Origin of the sequence: Peribacillus kribbensis DSM 17871 (assembly GCF_000430765.1) — a bacterium.
Classification (GTDB): Bacteria; Bacillota; Bacilli; order Bacillales; family DSM-1321; genus Paraperibacillus; species Paraperibacillus kribbensis.
Map to the genome: position 1 here is coordinate 329,773 of NZ_KE387237.1, position 17,209 is coordinate 346,981.

Here is a 17,209-nt window from a genome sequence, read left to right on the forward strand (position 1 = left end):
CGAATAGAGGGTAAGGTGAATAATTTAATGGAATTTTTGATTGATAAAGACTATTTTTTTAAAGCGATTAGTGATGTAATCAGACCAATAACACAAAACACTTATACTCCTAACGTAACGGATATTAAATTGGAAGCAAATAAAGAAGGCCTAATTTTAGTCGGTACAAACTCTAATGTGATCATTCAGCGTATCGTTCCTTTAGGAGAAGAAAACGATATAGTTTTAGAAATTCACCAAGCAGGAAGTGTAGTTTTACCAGCAAAATTTTTATCTGAGATGGTTAAGAGGTTTCCTCAGGAAATACATGTTAAAGTCAAACAAAACTATTCGGTCATTATTAAATCTGGAGATATCGTATCTAAGTTGAATGGTTTTGACCCAAAAGAGTATCCTAAGCTGCCAGAAATAGATGACTCTAAATTTGCATTGATTCAAAGTGATGACTTAACAAATGTTATAAGTCAAACATCATTCGCCACCTCGAAAAGTGAGATAAAACCCACACTGACGGGAGTTAACATGTCTTTTAAAGAAAAGAATCTTGAATGTGTTGCCACAGACTCTTATAGATTAGCTCTAAGAGAGCAAATGATAGAATCAAATATTATTGGAACTTTCATTGTCCCAAGAACGAATTTAGATGGACTTTCCAAAGTATTAAAAGGCCATACGGAAATGGTGAAAATTTCCGCTACAAATAGCTATGTTGTATTTAAGACAAGTCATATCTCATTTTTCTCAAGGCTAATTGAGGGGACTTTTCCTAGCACTTCAGGGATGTTTTCAAAGGATTTCAATGCGATTTTCACCGTTTGTACTGAACAATTCGCAGAGGGTGTGGATAGAGCAGCAATTTTTTCTAAAGACATCAGAAATAACAATATAAATCTAGAATTACAAGATGGTATGAAAATGAAAATTTCTTCTACTTCAACCGAGATAGGGAATATAGAAGAAATTATAAGTATCAAGGAGGTATCCGGTAACACAGATTTTAAAATTACACTTGATGGAAGTCTTTTGTTAGATATGTTAAAAGTAGTTAAAGAAGATGAGCTAAGTATTTGTTTTGTTGAATCGATGAAGCCTGTCTTAATTAAACCAGTGGGAAATCCATACTATTCCTATCTAATTATACCAGTAGTACGAAATTAATAGATATGATTCTATCATGGTGGGTGTAGATCCCTTTTGTAGGTGATTTGCTACATTTAAAGCATTTCTGTCATTCGGCAGATTTTATGCTGTTAACGATGTGGCTGTTTATTGTTTCTATCGGGTGGGGCATTAATAGAACAACACCTGATTTTTCCTTACCTTCTGTAGATGCAAAATAGGTTCCAATTATCATAATTAATAATGCAATAAAAAATGTGATTGGTAGTGAAGTATTCTGGGTCTCGCATGCTGGATGAAAAAGCATGCCCCGAACATGTAGCAGCCCTTCCAGGAATGGAATCCTTCAAGGATCCAGAACCGGACTTCTATAAGGTCCCTACTCCTCTCCTGATGGCCCATATGAGAAGTTATATGAATCCATGGGAAGGGATGGAATACGATGAAGTACGATGACAAAGGAATTACCCTCAGGCTGGAGCAGATCAGGGAACAATATGGAGAACGAATGGCAAAGACAGTTAAAGAATATGAAAACGTGGAAGCCTACCTTCGATGCCAAAGTTGTAAGAAGGAGTTTCCGAAGTTCCTGGGGTGATAGGCTTATTGCCTACTCCCCAGTTTTGCCAAGATTGCCTAGAAAGGGATGAATGTTAATGAGAACTCCTCCTATGAAGTATGGTCCTTCACAGATTGCCAATATGTATCTGGAATATAAGAAAGAAATGGAGGCCTTGGACTACCATGAGTAGTATGACCAGAACCATGAATCCTTCATAAGAAAAGAGGTGAAGTAACATGGACGGAATGACAAAGAACAGACACTGGTTAGCAATCTCCAAGAAACTGAATCAAACCCAACTTCATTGGTTGTACCAGACCCTAGGAACTATCAATAATTGTGAAGAGGAAAAAAGAGTTAGAATCCTCACCGAAATGAGATACGTCCTCCACAACGAATTAAGATATAAAGAAAGGAATGGTATTAGTTCAGAACAAGAACTAAAGAATAGAAAAAAAAGAAGCTAGAGAAAAGGGAGAAGAGTACAAGGTATGAGCGGTATTAAAAGATTAGTCGATGATCTATGTAAATGTGGAGGAACTGGCTGGATAGAGGATAGACCATGTGTATGCAATCCGGAAGCCCTACCACTGGATGAAGATATACTAACAGATGAAGAGATAGAGGCAATAAAGAAGAGCTTGGGTCCTAATGAATGTTGCAGGGTAATGAAGAAGATATTCGGATATGAAAAGGGAGAAGCATGCCCGGAATGCGGAACAATCATTGAATAGGGGTAGCAAGGATGAAAAGTAATTGAAATTGTAGGTATTTCAAAAAGCATAGTAAACGGATGGCACTACACCAATAAAAGGATGAATGCCTGACTTAGAACAATTTTTATTGAGGAGAGAGCTTGGAAGGTTCTTCTCTCTGATGGATTTACAAAGGTGTTCACTTCCACGCTACAGAGAAATGATTCGTAGGGACATCTATTTTCTCAGACAAATTATAGCCAATAATGATTCCCCTTTTTAGTAAATAATCCAGGGGGATATTTTCTTCATACTAAGGTCCATTCCCCATTGATAATAATATAGTTCGGAATTGTAACTGATTGAATAAATAAGATATCCAGCGTTGAAATGTAAATGAGAAGGGTTTACCGTATTTCCAAATAATGTTGAAGAACCTTTGGTGGGAAGAAATTGAGCGGCAATGGTCTTAAGGATACAATAATGCTAAGGGGCATTATAAAGTCGTGTTGTGCTTGTTTTAAACTGTTGTACATAGCTTTACCGCCAACGGAATTGGCAGAATGAATAGATATGCGTTCAGCGAATAGCTTTTCCTTAATCATTTTTTGAACAAGCATAAAACCATTTCTTGTTTTATTTAATAAATCGTGATCTAAAGAGAGATGTTTAATATCAAATTTTTTCAATAACACTACACACTCATCAATGGTCTCGGCTAACACATAGCCGTCAGGTGCTTTGCGATAATCATCTAGGAATACACTAATTGTCTCCATTTCTTAAACTCCTTCCCTCATACAAGGGTTGACTAAGAAAAGTCGGATATTCCTTGGATAAAATAGTTTTATATATATTAAGTCTAACACAACATTGAAACACCGAGGGCATATTCGACTTTAAAGCTAAAAAAACAAACTTTTAAAATTATACTCTTTGTCTGCTTATTAAACTAAAGGGTGCATTAGTTGAGGATCAATCTGCTGCTTAAGCAGCTTTTTTTTTCTAAAAGGGCAGGTTAGCTGAACAAGAGTAAAGCCAAACATAAAACAATAAATTTTTATTTAACAATTGCGAAAAGGAATTCTTTGGTATATATTGAGACTATATCAAGAATAGTTGATGTAAGGAGATGAAGAAATGGACATAAAAATACCTTTAGAAGATGTCAGCTTAGATTCCGTGTTTGAAAAATATGAAGCAAAATTTAAAGCGTTGGCGGACAAAAAGCGGCTACACATTATGAATATTCTTACTATAAATGGAAGCATGTGTGTATGTGATATAGAGCCCATCATTGGAATGACCCAATCCAAGTTATCTTACCATCTGAAAATATTATTAGACGCAGGATTGATCGAGAAAGAAACAAAAGGAACGTGGAGCTATTACCAAGTTAACCAAAAAGAATTGAATGCCCTTTTATCAGAACAGCTCTGTTGTATATTTAAGCCACCAGGCTGCTGCTAATTTTTTTAAAAGATATATCAATTTTTTTTGATTAATATATCAATATAATTTGATTAAGGAGAGATATAATATGAATCATGAGTTAGAAATCATAATGAAAGTGAAGCTGGACGAAATGAACCAATACCTTCAAGCTAACAGCCAAACATACTACAACTAACATCAACATCTAGGTAAGGATCGGCTAGACATCGGCCTGCTTACCTAGAACAAACGATTGAATTGTATGGATAGGAGATGCTTCGAAAAAATGGATAAGTTAACTATTCGGCTTGCTTCTCTTGGTGATTCTGAAAAGATCCTAGAAATATACAATGAAGGCATCATTGATCGAATTGCAACACTGGAAACAGAAACGAAAGATTATCCTTATATGCTGGATTGGTTTAACAAGCATCAGGGTCGATACAAAGCAATTGTGGCCCAGAATGATGGAGAAATAGTTGGATGGGCAAGTTTAAACGTATACAATGCACGTGCCGCCTATAAGGGGGTGGCAGACTTATCCGTCTATATAAAGAGAGGATACCGCGGAAAAGGAATAGGAGGAAGGCTGATCACCTCCATTGAAGACCTGGCACAAGAAAATGAATTTCATAAGATCATCCTTTCTACATTCCCCTTTAATGAATTAGGGCAGGGCCTGTACAAGAAAAAGGGATACCGAATTGTAGGAGTGTATGAGAATCAAGGTATTTTAGATGGGCATTATGTCGATGTAATGGCCATGGAAAAACTTTTAATCTAGGAGGGAAAAAGCAATGAATAAAATCGAACAGCAAGTACTTCCAGTTGCTATCATTGGAGGAGGTCCCGTAGGGCTTGCGGCAGCGGCCCAATTACTCGGAAAGGGTGAGGAGTTTATCCTCTTTGAATCAGGAAGCTCCATTGGATCAAGCGTGCTTGAATGGGGACACGTCCGTATGTTTTCACCGTGGCAGTACAACATGGATCGAGCAGCAAAGGAGCTTCTGTTAAAGTCAGAATGGTCTCCACCGAATGATGAAGAACTACCGACAGGCGGTGAACTTGTAAACGACTATCTTCTGCCACTAAGCCATCTCCCTGAGATGAAAACAAAGATTTACCTCAATGCAAAAGTAGTGGGAGTCGCGAGAAAAGGATTTGATAAACTGAAAACGGCACAAAGAGAAAATGCTCCTTTTCAGGTATATGTGGAAATAGAAGGAAATGCAAAAGTGTTTGAGGCAAGAGCCGTGATTGACTCTTCTGGAACCTGGAGGCGTCCAAATCCGATCCTTTCCAATGGAATTTGGACAAAAGCAGAAAAAATACTGGAAGATCGTATCTACTATGGCATCCCGAATGTGAAGGACCTGGAATCTCGTTATAAGAATAAGGCAGTCATGGTGATTGGAAGCGGTCATTCCGCCATAAACGCTCTACTCGAATTGGCGGATCTAAAAGGAGAATTCCCTGACACACAAATATACTGGACTATGAGAAAAACAAAGGTCCAGGATGTATATGGCGGTCAGGAAAATGATGGCCTTCCAGCACGGGGAGAACTCGGAATCAGGATTCAAAAATTGGTGGATGCAAATCAAATTAACATCCTTACTCCTTTTTATATCCACAGAGTGAGCGAGACTGCCGGAAAAATCAGCGTAGTTGGAGACCTTAAAGGAGAAGAAGTATCCATAAAGGAAGTTGACGAGCTAATAGTGAGCACTGGTTTTAGACCAGATACAAGTTTTTTACAAGAATTACGGCTGAGTACCGATCCAGCGGTTGAAAGCGTGATGGCTCTTGCACCGCTTATCGACCCGAATGTTCATAGCTGCGGTACGGTTCGCCCCCATGGAGAAGCTGAACTTCGGCAGCCTGAAAAGAATTTCTATATCGTGGGCATGAAAAGCTACGGACGTGCTCCTACCTTCCTTCTTGCAACAGGATATGAACAGGTCCGTTCTGTGGTGGCCTATTTGACAGGAGACTTTGAGGGGGCAAAAGAAGTTCAATTGGAGCTTCCTGAAACTGGCGTCTGCAACACCAATATTGCAACCAGCTGCTGTGACTCTAGTAGCTCTGCCGAGCAAACAAGCTCATGTTGCGGCGTGCCCGTCAAGCTTGAAATTAGCCGTTCTTCCTGCTGCTGATAACACATAGAACCAGTCTGTTCACAGGCTGGTACCTTTGTATAGGAGTGACATATGGTTTCAAACAAACAATTCGTCATATGGGCTACCGTGAAGTGGGAGTGTTTAAAGAGCGGGCATGCTCGACGGGGAATTTGTGGATTTCATGGCAATGGAAAAGCTGCTTTTGTAAAGCTAATGTAAAGATGGAACCATTAAGGTTGTATCCATAAGGATATACTTATATAATGATGACGAAACTTGAAATGCGTAAATAATTATTTACTTATGTGAGGTGGGAGTATGCAAACAACATCACCAGATATCGACACGGCAGCGAATATTCTAAAACTCTTGGGAGATAAAACCCGGCTTGGTATCGTAAAGATAGTTTCCGAACAGGAATGCTGTGTCTGTGAATTTGTTGATCTATTTCAAATGACTCAGCCGGCGGTCAGCCAGCACTTGAGAAAATTGAAAGATGTTGGTTTGGTGAGTGAATCCAGAAGAGGACAATGGATCTTCTATTCACTAAACAAAACCTACCCATTTCTTGATTTTGTTCAGAAGGTAATTGAACAAATTCCAAGCCAAAAATTCAAGTTAGAGGAATTAGAGGCACAGGGAAAAAGAATCTGCTGTGACTAACAAGGAGGATCCCATACAGTGGTTTCTATTATCTTAGCAAGTATCATCTTCCTGATCACCCTGACGCTCGTCATATGGCAGCCAAAAGGGTTGGGAATTGGATGGACTGCCTGCGGCGGGGCTATACTCGCTCTCATTGCAGGTGTTGTGGACTTTCACGATGTTGTCAGCGTAACCCATATCGTTTGGAATGCTACACTGGCATTCATCGCCATTATTATTATTTCTTTAATTCTTGATGAAATAGGGTTCTTTGAGTGGGCAGCCCTTCATATGGCTAGAGCGGCTAAGGGAAATGGCATTAAGATGTTTGTCTATGTCAGCGTTCTAGGAGCCCTTGTTGCCGCATTTTTTGCTAACGATGGAGCAGCTCTGATTCTAACACCTATCGTACTAGCGATGGTTCGGAACTTGAAACTAGAAGATAAATTCATCTTTCCGTTTATCATTGCCAGCGGGTTCATTGCCGATACAACTTCCCTGCCACTTGTGGTAAGTAACCTGGTGAATATCGTATCTGCAGATTTCTTTGGAGTGGGGTTTGCAGAATTCGCTTCGCGGATGATCGTACCTGATTTATTCTCTCTGATCGCAAGTATTCTTGTCCTTTACTTGAACTTCCGAAAGAGCATACCAAAGCAATACGATATGGAGCAATTAAAAAAGCCAGCTGATGCGATAAAAGATAGAGGCATGTTCCGATTGTCCTGGCTTGTATTAGCCATCCTTCTAGTGGGATATTTCATCAGTGAGTTGGTGAGCATACCGGTTTCCTTTATTGCCGGCATTATAGCGATCTTTTTCTTACTGATGGCCAAACAAAGTCGGGCCGTCAATACCAGAACCGTTATAAAAGGGGCACCATGGGCCATCGTTTTCTTCTCTATAGGGTTGTATGTGGTCGTTTATGGGCTGCGTAACGTAGGTTTAACGAATGTATTAGCAGATGTTATTCATGCTGCTGCCGGCCAGGGATTATTTGTCGGCACCATTTCGATGGGCTTCATTGCAGCCTTTTTGTCCTCCCTTATGAATAACATGCCAACCGTCATGATTGATGCCTTGGCGATTGCAGGTACACATACGACAGGTATCATGAAAGAAGGGCTTATCTATGCCAATGTCATTGGTTCTGATTTGGGACCTAAAATTACCCCAATAGGATCGTTGGCTACCCTGCTGTGGATTCACGTATTGTCCCAAAAAGGAGTCAAGATTTCATGGGGAACGTATTTCAAAACCGGCATTGTATTAACGATCCCTACCCTTTTCATCACATTGGTGGGTCTATATATTTGGTTATTAATCATTCATTAAAATAAATCTACCTACAAAGGAGCAATTCATCATGGCACAAAAAACCATTTATTTCTTATGTACGGGTAACTCATGCCGCAGCCAAATGGCGGAAGGATGGGCAAAAAAATATCTAGGGGACGAATGGAGAGTACTAAGTGCTGGAATTGAAGCACACGGACTAAATCCCAACGCTGTGAAGGCCATGAATGAAGTGGGAATCGACATTTCGAAGCAAACGTCGGATATTATCGACCCTGAAATTTTGAATAATGCTGATTTCGTTGTAACACTGTGTGGGGATGCTGCAGACAAATGTCCGATGACTCCTCCTCATGTAAAACGGGATCATTGGGGCTTTGACGACCCAGCTAAAGCACAGGGGACCGAAGAAGAAAAATGGGCATTCTTCCAACGTGTACGCGATGAAATTGGGAATCGTATTAAAACCTTTTCTGAAACAGGCAAATAATCGCGTTCAATAGGGTATGGAATAGAGATAAACTAAATTGAAAGGAAGATGAACATTGGAAATCACAGATCAGGCTCGCGACATATTGCAGCAGATGTTCGAAAAACATAATGCCAAGAACATTCGTGTTTATTTCGCAGGCTATGGCTGAGGACAGCCGAGAGTAGGGCTGGCTCTGGACGAGCCAGATAAGGATGATAGTACTGAATCAATCAATGGAATACTTGTAGCAATCGACCCAATGATTCAGCCTAATACAGAAACCTTGATTCTTGATTTGGCTGGAGACAAGTCAGGGCTTGTGCTGTTGGGGAATACAGGGAATTGCTGTTAAATCAAAGGGCCTTATAATGGCTCCTTTTCTTTATGAACTTCTCTTGAGAAAATCTCTAAATCAGTATAGTTAAATACAAGATGATTTTATTACTACCAGATTTATAGGGGTTTTGATTCAGGAAGATACCCATCATTATAAAAAGAGCCTGTTTTCAGGCTCTTTCTTTTACTTTTTATTCAAAAAATAAATCAGCCCGTGCTCATAGGAGGCCAATAGAAACTCAGCAGCCTCTGAGTTTTTGGTCATCAAATTACGGTGTTGCTGGCTAATTCTGCTTAAACGGTGTGAAAAATCATCTTCTCCCTGTTCTGTGGAGGCCATTGGGAGGATGACAAAATCATTTTGGAGGGTTTCCAAAAGCGTTAAGGGAACCTTTTCCGTTTTACCTGTTTCCAAATTACTTAAATATCCAGAAGAAACACCTAACCTTTTAGCATATTCATTTAAGGAAATCCCCTTTTTTTCTCTTAAAGTGCGGATTTTTTCACAAAATTATTTATCACCGCTTCCCCCCCATTCCTAAGTATATAAATACGTATGTGAGATAAGTGTTCGTTGTTATGTATTTTAATTCCTGCTCATTTTTTAGAACTTTCCTTAAGATTTTAATTTAAATTGGACTGTTTCACGAATATAGGCGGTGGATTTTCAACAACAAGCAAGAAAACTTGGAGTTTGAAGAAAGGCCAGTTAAGTGAATTATACCTTGGTCACATTTTTAATTGACGTGAAGGTAAGAGTATGTAATTGTCCATTGCTAGCCAGTACACGGAGCTGCTTTTTTATTTCATCTACAAAGTGAACGAACCCTAAGACTACGTGCATTCGTTTACTTCTATAAAATTGAATGAGCAGAGGGAAGGTAAATTCCATCGATTCTGCAATGAGATTATCCATTTCTTCCGAATGCTGTTCATCATTCAAAGACTCAGGCTCATCATAATATTCCTCATTTGCAAACTTTCTCAGCAAGCTCACATGTTCAGGAAGCATTAGACTGGTCCATTTTATATTTCCTCGGTCGCGTATCATCTTGAATCTTTCCTTACTTTAAGTATATAAGAACATTTGTTCTTTTGTAAAAGGAAAATTCATCTGTTTTAAAATGTCGATCCTAAATTTACTGTGTATGAATAGAGAATCGGGAAATAGTTTTGCATATGGAATTAGTAAATTTGATGATTTCCTCATAAGAAAATACACACTGAAGTCTCGAGAATGCTATGGCAGCCATAAGCTAGCGACAAAATTAAAAGAACTGTTTTTTTCGGATCTCTACGGAGGGTTCCAGAAGGTAGCTCCAGGAACAAGAAGCTAAAAGAGTATGGAGTTCGGTCTTCTTTTTAATATCTCTTTATGTTCCATCATAAAGTTATATTTTATAAACTTTTAACCCTTAGGAGGATCCTTATGAAAAAAAGCATGGCTTTATTAACCCTTTTATTGGTCACAGGATGCAGCTCTACTGCAGATACTACTAATCATGGCAGGATTAAAACGACACCCGCACCAGCAGTCGCAGAAACCGCCCCTCCCTCTAAGCCAGCCATTGACATAGAGTCCGAGAAATCTAAATACGGCGGTGCAATGTCAGCGGAATTAAAGGAATTCGCTATCTCCATGTTTCAGTTCTCTCAGTTGAACACCCAAGCCTCCGAAAATTCACAACTCTTTTCCGATAGCAAATGGAAACAAGATCTTCACGATAATCTCACTGTCATGCAAATGAACATAACTACCGTTAAATCCTTAACTCCGCCACCTTCCGTAAAAACTGCCCATTCTCTAGTGCTCAACGCTATGAATGAATTTCAATTCGTTGTTGATAACTATTACCATGCTATTGAGGTATTGGATACAGAGCTAATGCAGCAATGCTTAAATCATATGAATCAAGGTGCCATCTTTATGGAACAAGCCAATAAAGAAATGGCAGCCATTTTATAAGACAATAATTTTTTACAGACCATCTTAGCTTTTATGTCCCATTAACTAAGATAGTACCAATTATACAGGGGGGAATTCAATTGAACATTATGAAACAGCAAGTCGAAAAGTATGGCGTGCAAAAGGTGAGCATAGCTGCGGTTATCGTTTTAATTGTGGCATTCATGTTGTATAACCTTATTTCCAACCAAATGTACAAATCCGACCTATTTAAAGCCATGGACCAAATGGAAATCGGTATTAAAAAAGCAGAAGTCATGGTTGATCAATACGAAGAAGTCTGGAATGGTGCCATTGAGAGCGATTACGGGTACGAAATGGACAACGGGGAAACAGCTTGGGATTTCGATGAGGCCATCAATATGCAATATGATATTTTTAAAGAGGATGGGAATCTCAAGGAATTAGAATCCATCCGGGAAGTTGTCCGTGATACCATGAAGGATTTACGAAATCCTCCATCCAAGTATGAGAAAGCTTACACACATGTAGTATCAATGTATGCTCATTTCATCTCCTATGCTAAATTAGGCGAGGAACCTAAAGGAAGCTACCAAACCTATTCTGAGAAGACCGACACTCATTTGGGTTACTATGATACGGAAAAAGATAAACTGAAAGCAGTAATCGATTAATCCAAAGGCACATGTAGCGACCAAGCAATAAAAATAATTGGAGAAACTGATCATAACCTGGAATCCTAACATCGCTTCAAGAAAAACATGCTTCTTGAACTGAAGGGTGCGTTCGTATTATAGAGTTAACCAGTTTTTACTGGTTGCTTTTTTTTATAGGACCTATTATTTCAGTAGCTAGGACAAACTTGCACCGGGTAAGACTTGTTCTGATGAAATGTATGAAGAAAATATTATGTAAATGAGCAAGGTAACTGGTTTTGTGGTCAGAACGGTCGTCAAAATGCAACGTCTTTTAGACCTATCCTTATGTTAAGACTTGAAATTATTGTAAAGTCTAATTAAACGTTCTGTAAAAATTGCAATTTACTGACTTTTTTGCTTTATCATAAAATAGTAATCTGAAAGACGAAAGGGGAATATCTAAGTGTTAATGAAACAAAGAAAAAAAAACATCGCCCAAAAGTTTATGTTTATGAGTGCTTCTGCTGCACTGGGACTATCTTTATTTGCGGCAAGCCCAGCCTCGGCAGCAAATAACGAACATGCAAACAAAAAACCTTCCTTTGAATTCGGGCTAATCTCGGACGTTCAATATTGCGATTGTGATCCATCGGGTGTGCGTTATTATCGAAATTCCATAAGCAAACTGCAGGAAGCAACGGCTACACTCAATCAGCATAACCTTGAGTTCACCGTGCAAACGGGTGATCTAATCGACCGTAACGTAGAAAGCTTCAACACCATTCTTCCATATTTCAATAAGATTGAAGGAAAAAAATATCACCTTCTCGGAAATCACGATTTCGCCGTACCGACAGATGAAGTGGTAGATATTTTAGGTATGAAGAACCAATATTACGACTTTGCCGAAAAGGGCTGGCGTTTTGTCGTACTTGACACAAATGATATAAGCATGTATGCGAATGAACCAGGTTCCCCGAAATACCAACAAGCTGAAAAGATGTATAACCAGTTGAAGGCGAGCGGAGCCAAAAATGCCCAGCCATGGAATGGGGGAGTGGGCACTGAGCAAATGACGTGGCTACATAACGTTCTAAAGAAGTCTGCTAAGAACCATGAAAAAGTTGTAATTATCGGACACCATCCGGTTTACCCCGCCAACGAGCATAACGCATGGAACGATTCTGAAATCATGCAAGAATTGGAGTCTGCGGGTAATGTGGTGGCGTACTTCAATGGTCATAATCATGCAGGTAATTACGGAGAGAAAAACGGAATCAAATATGTAAATTTCGAAGGTATGCTGGATACGCCTGATACTAATGCCTACGCAATCGTAAAAGCGTTTAAGGACCGCTTAGAAATTGATGGATTTGGCAGGGTGGCGGACCGTACAATCGATGTCAACCCTTTTCAAAAACAACACTAAAAACACCAAAAATGGCGAACACGAAGAAGATGAGCATGAGGAACAATATGACGGTGAACACCGTTAATCGATAAAAACATGAACTATGACAAGGGCTATCATTTTACTCCTTGTCTATAGTAATAAATACTCTGTATATCAATATTTCTGCTTTACAACTTTGTGATGTAAGTTAGAGATCCCAAAGCTGCCTTGGCAGCTTTTTATTGTTTTTTTAATGGGCAGATTAGTTTAACAACGTATTGTTCCATTAATAAGAATAACAATAAAAATCCCCCGTTCCCAAAAACGGGGATGTATAGTGTATAACCATACTTAATCGAGTTAATATTTCTCCAGAATTATGATAAGAATGAGGTCTATCTGCTTTACTGTTAATTCACCATCAAAAACAGTTAAAAACTCTTCAGTTCCTTCTCCGTGGGATTCCGAACTAAGATACCCGCCTTTTTTCTATTTCAATGGAATAAACCTCAATTCGTCGATTATCTTGGAATGGGAAATAAGGATATAATAGGTATTTTCCATTACCCTCTGTTAGTGTTTGTACCTCACTTTTCACAAATCAAATTCGTCAAACGGTCAAACGAATAAGTAGTACCCCATTCACTCCTTCTATTTCCTCAAAAAAAATTTTTTACTACTTTAAATACGGAAAGTTACAAAAAATACATATTAAATATCACCCGACTTGCTGATTATTAAGTATACAGGCGGGGATATTGAAAACGGGAGGATTAAAAAAGTGCGTTTTTGGTTATAAGTATAAGCACCTTACTAGTAGTAATTAAAGTAAATTTGCCTTAGTGAAAAATCTATTTAGTTTAAGTTATTTTTATTGATACTACAAAAAAGGTTGCTGGAGACCCACATGAAATTTAATTGTTATGATGAATTTTTAGGGGAGATACTAATGGACCAAAAAAAATATAATGACTTAAAATTAGGAGAAAGAGCAGCAGTTATTAGTATTATTGCTTACATTTGTCTATCCGCTTTGAAGCTATTTATTGGGTACACAGCTAATTCTGAAGCCTTAAAGGCGGACGGTCTAAATAATACTACAGATATAATCGCCTCGATAGCGGTTCTTATCGGTTTAAGATTCTCCCGAAAACCGGCTGATAAGAATCACCAGTATGGTCACTGGAAGGCTGAAACAGTGGCTTCGATGATCGCTTCTTTTATTATGATGGCTGTTGGTTTGCAAGTACTTTATTCAGCTATTACTTCCATTTTTGAAAAAAATAATCTAACACCGGACTTGACCGCCGCCTGGACAGGTCTCTTTTGTGCAGGGATTATGTATTTTGTATATAGATATAATCGAAGTATGGCTAAAAAAATTAACAGCCAATCAGTAATGGCTGCTGCGAAAGACAATCTTTCTGATGCCTGGGTTAGTATTGGTACAGCGGTTGGTATATTTGGATCTCAATTTCATTTAACATGGTTGGACCCTGTGGCAGCTCTTATAGTCGGACTGTTAATTTGTAAAACAGCATGGGGTATATTCCGAGATGCTTCTCTGTACCTTACAGATGCCTTTGATGAAGAGCTGGTTAAGAAATTTAAAGGTACTACTTTAGCTGTCCAAGGTGTGAATGAAGTTAAGGATGTCAAGGCAAGGAACTACGGAAATAATACGGTAGTTGATATGGTGATACTTGTTAACTCTGAATTGAAACTGAGACAAGCACACGATATAGCAACGAAAGTAGAAACGAAGTTAAAGAATGAATACGACATCTATGATGTTCACGTACATGTGGAACCAAACTAATCTGTACCTTGCAAATACCTTGATTTATGAGGCTTTATCACTACAATTTGTGGGGAGTCGAAAATCTATTTAAAGATTTTAAAGTTCAAAAGGGATTGCATCGTTTTTTTGGTAAACACACGAAGCAAAAAAAATGAACATTATTTGGAGCGAACCAAGCATAAAAGAAGTACAGCATCACTTGGAGAAGCAGGCTGGTTTGATGGTATAGGCCTTCCTGAGTTTATAGCAGACATGACTGCAAGTTTGGAATTAATAGGTGGAATTGGGTTTTTGGACTCTTATATTTTCTTTAATTATTGATCTTATTATAATTACTGTTAAACAGTTTATTAAGAGTACTTAGCCTAATGTTCTTCAATAAAATTAAACCATAAAGAAGAGCCACCAGGCTCTTTTTTTATGGTTTTCCGTAAAGGAATAAACTTTGTGTCACTTATTAAAATATGTATTTTATAAATTTATGTGACATTGCGATCATAAAAATTCGTTTTTTTATTTGGGAGGCTCAGGCTAAATATAGCATAAAAAAAAGAGACAGAACTAGCCTGTCTCTTATATACGTATCCGAATATACGCATTGAAGAAAAATGAAATGAAGCATCTTATTGATGTTTCTATACATGATATGTTTCTAGAATAATATTGGCAACTGCCAGTATTAAAAATGAGAAATAAGACCAATGTGAGCACCAGCTCGCCCAGCTTTTTTGAGTTTTGATATTGACAATCATTCTCAATTGTTTTATGATTTATATAAGTTAATTGAGAATAGTTTTCAATTAGAATGATTATAAATAAATAAACATTGTTACATAAGGGAGGCAGTCATGAAGAAAAAGTTATTCAGTACAGTTTTCGCTTTGTTGTTAGCTTTGGTAATGTCCCCTATAAGCATTTTTGCTGCAAGTACGTCGGAGGATATTACCAACGCTAATAAAAAAATTGATCAAATCATCAGCTCCTTAAATAACGGGGACACAAAAGCAGCAGCTGAACAGTATAAGGCATACACGTCCAATTGGGTTTCCATTGAAGAAGGAGTCAAAAAAAAATCTCAGGAGGCTTATCATGAGATTGAAGATAATATGGGCCAGGTTTCCTTTGCTTTCGCCCAGCAGCCGGTAAGTAAAGATAAAGTGAAGAACGCACTTATACAATTAAAGAATATGAATCAAAAGTTTATAGAGGGTAAGTTCCCAAGTACATCTTCACAAAAAGCACCGTCTGGTAACGATGAGGATATTTCTAAATTAGTTACTCTACTTAATCAATCACTCTCTAAAATTAAAAATAATGATATAGATGGAGCTAAAGCTGATATTGAAAAATTTCGTCAATCCTGGCTGAATGTGGAGGGGGTAGTCCTTACCCAGTCTTCTAAGATTTATGGAGATGCTGAACGAGATATGGTATCTTCCTATGCGATGCTTTCCTCCAATCCACCTAATGTTGATGGTGCAAAAAAAACGATTACTGGAATGAGGGATTATCTATCACCTCTTGTTGCCAAAACGAGCTATAACATGGTTGATGCAATTACCATTCTCTTGAGAGAAGGATTAGAGGCATTATTAGTAGTAGTTGCTCTGCTTGGGTTCCTAAGAAAGTCAGGACATGCAGATAAGAAAAGATGGATATGGATGGGCGTAGGGTCTGGGATTGGAATCAGCATTATTCTGGGCACTATCGTAAATATATTATTTTCTGCCGGTGCATTCGGAAGCAATAACTTCCTGATTGCAGGATGGACTGGTGTTTTTGCAGCAATAATGCTTCTTTATATGAGTTATTGGCTGCATAGTAAGTCGAGCATTACCGAGTGGCAGCGATATATAAGGTCACAAAGTACAAAAGCTCTTGCTACAGGCAGCCTTGTCTCATTAGCTGTCCTGTCTTTCCTCGCTGTTTTCCGTGAAGGTACTGAGACTGTCTTATTTTTTATTGGCATGGCATCGTCCATTAAATTGGCAGAACTTATCCTGGGGATTGTAATTGGGCTGCTTATTCTAGCTGTATTATCCTATTTAATTCTAAAAGTCGGTTTAAAAATACCCATGCGTCCGTTCTTTCTTGTGTCTAGTATTCTGATGTTTTACTTGTGTATTAAATTTACGGGAATGGGCATACATGGTTTGCAGCTTGCCGGCCTACTGCCAGCTACGCAGGCACCCATACCAACCATTGACTTTTTTGCAGTTTACTCTACCTGGGAGAGTTTTACACCACAAATAATTTTAGTGATTATTGCGGTTATCGCCGCTATTATAAACAAAAGAAAAGACCAATCAAGTTCAAATATCGTTACCACTGGGGGAAAATTAAATGAAGTCTAAGAAATTAATTATTCCAATGATTTTAGCATCAGCTTTTACTCTGGCTGCATGTGGTGCATCAAAGGAAAGCAGCTCTAATGAAAAGAAGGGCGAACCAGCATCGAAAACAGCCTCTGTAAGTCAAGGTGCAAAGGAAATGAAAGCGACATTAGCGGATTTTAAAACACAAGTATCTTCTAAAGATTCGGCAAAGGCGAAGCAAAGCGGAACAGAACTAGAAGAAACATGGCAGAAATTTGAGGATGGAGTAAAAGACAAAAGTCCGGAATTGTATGAAAAAGTAGAAACACCATTAAGTATAATTGAGGCTGGAGCAAAAGCGGAGCCGCTTGACCAAAAGACTCTTTCATCAGCGGCTGATGAATTAAACAAGATCCTTAATGATGTTGAAAAGCTAAAATAAAGATATTGAAAAAA

18 protein-coding genes and 2 pseudogenes are annotated in these 17,209 nt (G+C 38.4%); 15 read left to right on the plus strand and 5 right to left on the minus strand.

The window, feature by feature from the left end; genetic code table 11:
• Positions 1–27 precede the first annotated feature (27 nt).
• The 3 genes from dnaN (at position 28) to H539_RS0112800 (ending at position 2,415) form a co-directional block, all read left to right on the plus strand.
• Positions 28–1,158: a DNA polymerase III subunit beta gene (dnaN, locus tag H539_RS0112775; protein ID WP_026693844.1), complete on the plus strand. Its 1,131-nt coding sequence runs from the start codon at positions 28–30 to the stop codon at positions 1,156–1,158.
• Between the two features lie 403 nt (positions 1,159–1,561).
• Entirely contained in the window at positions 1,562–1,717 is a 156-nt protein-coding gene (locus H539_RS31505; RefSeq protein ID WP_155890027.1) for a hypothetical protein, read from the plus strand.
• Positions 1,718–2,172: 455 nt separating this feature from the next.
• Positions 2,173–2,415 carry a hypothetical protein gene (locus H539_RS0112800; protein WP_026693846.1) on the plus strand — a complete coding sequence of 81 codons (243 nt, stop codon included), beginning with the start codon at positions 2,173–2,175 and terminating at the stop codon, positions 2,413–2,415.
• A 368-nt stretch (positions 2,416–2,783) separates the two neighbouring features.
• On the opposite strand, the gene H539_RS0112805 is transcribed toward H539_RS0112800, so the two are convergent.
• Positions 2,784–3,155, minus strand: coding sequence for a cyclic-phosphate processing receiver domain-containing protein (locus H539_RS0112805; protein WP_026693847.1), 372 nt, complete (start codon positions 3,153–3,155; stop codon positions 2,784–2,786).
• A 361-nt stretch (positions 3,156–3,516) separates the two neighbouring features.
• Between H539_RS0112805 and H539_RS0112810 the strand changes: the two genes are divergently transcribed.
• The 6 genes from H539_RS0112810 to arsC all read left to right on the plus strand — a co-directional run bounded on the left by H539_RS0112810 (position 3,517) and on the right by arsC (position 8,361).
• Positions 3,517–3,846 carry an ArsR/SmtB family transcription factor gene (locus H539_RS0112810; protein WP_026693848.1) on the plus strand — a complete coding sequence of 110 codons (330 nt, stop codon included), beginning with the start codon at positions 3,517–3,519 and terminating at the stop codon, positions 3,844–3,846.
• A gap of 250 nt (positions 3,847–4,096) precedes the next feature.
• Positions 4,097–4,594: an arsinothricin resistance N-acetyltransferase ArsN1 family A gene (locus H539_RS0112820; RefSeq protein ID WP_026693849.1), complete on the plus strand. Its 498-nt coding sequence runs from the start codon at positions 4,097–4,099 to the stop codon at positions 4,592–4,594.
• 13 nt (positions 4,595–4,607) lie between these two features.
• The gene (locus tag H539_RS28450) at positions 4,608–5,966 is read left to right on the plus strand and encodes an NAD(P)-binding domain-containing protein (protein ID WP_035322537.1); all 1,359 of its coding nucleotides are present in this window, start codon (positions 4,608–4,610) and stop codon (positions 5,964–5,966) included.
• 282 nt (positions 5,967–6,248) lie between these two features.
• Positions 6,249–6,593: an ArsR/SmtB family transcription factor gene (locus H539_RS0112835; RefSeq protein WP_026693850.1), complete on the plus strand. Its 345-nt coding sequence runs from the start codon at positions 6,249–6,251 to the stop codon at positions 6,591–6,593.
• Positions 6,594–6,611: 18 nt separating this feature from the next.
• The gene (locus tag H539_RS0112840) at positions 6,612–7,910 is read left to right on the plus strand and encodes an arsenic transporter (RefSeq protein ID WP_026693851.1); all 1,299 of its coding nucleotides are present in this window, start codon (positions 6,612–6,614) and stop codon (positions 7,908–7,910) included.
• Positions 7,911–7,941: 31 nt separating this feature from the next.
• The gene (arsC, locus tag H539_RS0112845) at positions 7,942–8,361 is read left to right on the plus strand and encodes an arsenate reductase (thioredoxin) (protein WP_026693852.1); all 420 of its coding nucleotides are present in this window, start codon (positions 7,942–7,944) and stop codon (positions 8,359–8,361) included.
• Positions 8,362–8,863: 502 nt separating this feature from the next.
• Here arsC and H539_RS0112855 read toward each other — a convergent pair.
• The 3 genes and pseudogenes from H539_RS0112855 to H539_RS0112860 form a co-directional block, all read right to left on the minus strand.
• Positions 8,864–9,094 carry a hypothetical protein gene (locus tag H539_RS0112855; RefSeq protein ID WP_051348561.1) on the minus strand — a complete coding sequence of 77 codons (231 nt, stop codon included), beginning with the start codon at positions 9,092–9,094 and terminating at the stop codon, positions 8,864–8,866.
• 12 nt (positions 9,095–9,106) lie between these two features.
• Positions 9,107–9,178: pseudogene (locus tag H539_RS33430) on the minus strand (hypothetical protein); the annotation flags it as partial.
• A gap of 219 nt (positions 9,179–9,397) precedes the next feature.
• Positions 9,398–9,730, minus strand: a complete 333-nt coding sequence (locus tag H539_RS0112860) for a YolD-like family protein (RefSeq protein WP_026693854.1) — start codon at positions 9,728–9,730, stop codon at positions 9,398–9,400.
• Between the two features lie 378 nt (positions 9,731–10,108).
• Between H539_RS0112860 and H539_RS0112865 the strand changes: the two genes are divergently transcribed.
• From H539_RS0112865 to H539_RS0112875, 3 genes are all read left to right on the plus strand, one after another.
• Complete coding sequence (locus tag H539_RS0112865) at positions 10,109–10,645, plus strand: hypothetical protein (protein WP_026693855.1); 537 nt, start codon at positions 10,109–10,111, stop codon at positions 10,643–10,645.
• Positions 10,646–10,725: 80 nt separating this feature from the next.
• Entirely contained in the window at positions 10,726–11,280 is a 555-nt protein-coding gene (locus H539_RS0112870; protein WP_026693856.1) for a hypothetical protein, read from the plus strand.
• A gap of 433 nt (positions 11,281–11,713) precedes the next feature.
• The gene (locus H539_RS0112875; protein ID WP_245602179.1) at positions 11,714–12,673 is read left to right on the plus strand and encodes a metallophosphoesterase; all 960 of its coding nucleotides are present in this window, start codon (positions 11,714–11,716) and stop codon (positions 12,671–12,673) included.
• A 250-nt stretch (positions 12,674–12,923) separates the two neighbouring features.
• Here H539_RS0112875 and H539_RS32815 read toward each other — a convergent pair.
• Positions 12,924–13,235: pseudogene (locus tag H539_RS32815) on the minus strand (cupin domain-containing protein); the annotation flags it as partial.
• 351 nt (positions 13,236–13,586) lie between these two features.
• Between H539_RS32815 and H539_RS0112880 the strand changes: the two are divergent.
• The 3 genes from H539_RS0112880 to H539_RS0112895 all read left to right on the plus strand — a co-directional run bounded on the left by H539_RS0112880 (position 13,587) and on the right by H539_RS0112895 (position 17,195).
• Positions 13,587–14,456, plus strand: a complete 870-nt coding sequence (locus H539_RS0112880; protein WP_026693858.1) for a cation diffusion facilitator family transporter — start codon at positions 13,587–13,589, stop codon at positions 14,454–14,456.
• A gap of 830 nt (positions 14,457–15,286) precedes the next feature.
• Complete coding sequence (locus H539_RS28455; protein ID WP_035322542.1) at positions 15,287–16,792, plus strand: FTR1 family iron permease; 1,506 nt, start codon at positions 15,287–15,289, stop codon at positions 16,790–16,792.
• Complete coding sequence (locus H539_RS0112895; RefSeq protein ID WP_026693860.1) at positions 16,782–17,195, plus strand: hypothetical protein; 414 nt, start codon at positions 16,782–16,784, stop codon at positions 17,193–17,195. Before H539_RS28455 ends, H539_RS0112895 begins: the two co-directional genes overlap by 11 nt.
• Positions 17,196–17,209: the final 14 nt, after the last annotated feature.

What these genes read in the sequence shown, in the direction of transcription:
- dnaN (WP_026693844.1), top strand. Translation starts at nt 28, where the DNA reads ATGGAATTTTTGATTGATAAAGACTATTTTTTTAAAGCGATTAGTGAT.
- H539_RS31505 (WP_155890027.1), top strand. Translation starts at nt 1,562, where the DNA reads ATGAAGTACGATGACAAAGGAATTACCCTCAGGCTGGAGCAGATCAGG.
- H539_RS0112800 (WP_026693846.1), top strand. Translation starts at nt 2,173, where the DNA reads ATGAGCGGTATTAAAAGATTAGTCGATGATCTATGTAAATGTGGAGGA.
- H539_RS0112805 (WP_026693847.1), bottom strand. Translation starts at nt 3,155, where the DNA reads ATGGAGACAATTAGTGTATTCCTAGATGATTATCGCAAAGCACCTGAC.
- H539_RS0112810 (WP_026693848.1), top strand. Translation starts at nt 3,517, where the DNA reads ATGGACATAAAAATACCTTTAGAAGATGTCAGCTTAGATTCCGTGTTT.
- H539_RS0112820 (WP_026693849.1), top strand. Translation starts at nt 4,097, where the DNA reads ATGGATAAGTTAACTATTCGGCTTGCTTCTCTTGGTGATTCTGAAAAG.
- H539_RS28450 (WP_035322537.1), top strand. Translation starts at nt 4,608, where the DNA reads ATGAATAAAATCGAACAGCAAGTACTTCCAGTTGCTATCATTGGAGGA.
- H539_RS0112835 (WP_026693850.1), top strand. Translation starts at nt 6,249, where the DNA reads ATGCAAACAACATCACCAGATATCGACACGGCAGCGAATATTCTAAAA.
- arsC (WP_026693852.1), top strand. Translation starts at nt 7,942, where the DNA reads ATGGCACAAAAAACCATTTATTTCTTATGTACGGGTAACTCATGCCGC.
- H539_RS0112860 (WP_026693854.1), bottom strand. Translation starts at nt 9,730, where the DNA reads ATGATACGCGACCGAGGAAATATAAAATGGACCAGTCTAATGCTTCCT.
- H539_RS0112865 (WP_026693855.1), top strand. Translation starts at nt 10,109, where the DNA reads ATGAAAAAAAGCATGGCTTTATTAACCCTTTTATTGGTCACAGGATGC.
- H539_RS0112875 (WP_245602179.1), top strand. Translation starts at nt 11,714, where the DNA reads ATGAAACAAAGAAAAAAAAACATCGCCCAAAAGTTTATGTTTATGAGT.
- H539_RS0112880 (WP_026693858.1), top strand. Translation starts at nt 13,587, where the DNA reads ATGGACCAAAAAAAATATAATGACTTAAAATTAGGAGAAAGAGCAGCA.
- H539_RS28455 (WP_035322542.1), top strand. Translation starts at nt 15,287, where the DNA reads ATGAAGAAAAAGTTATTCAGTACAGTTTTCGCTTTGTTGTTAGCTTTG.
- H539_RS0112895 (WP_026693860.1), top strand. Translation starts at nt 16,782, where the DNA reads ATGAAGTCTAAGAAATTAATTATTCCAATGATTTTAGCATCAGCTTTT.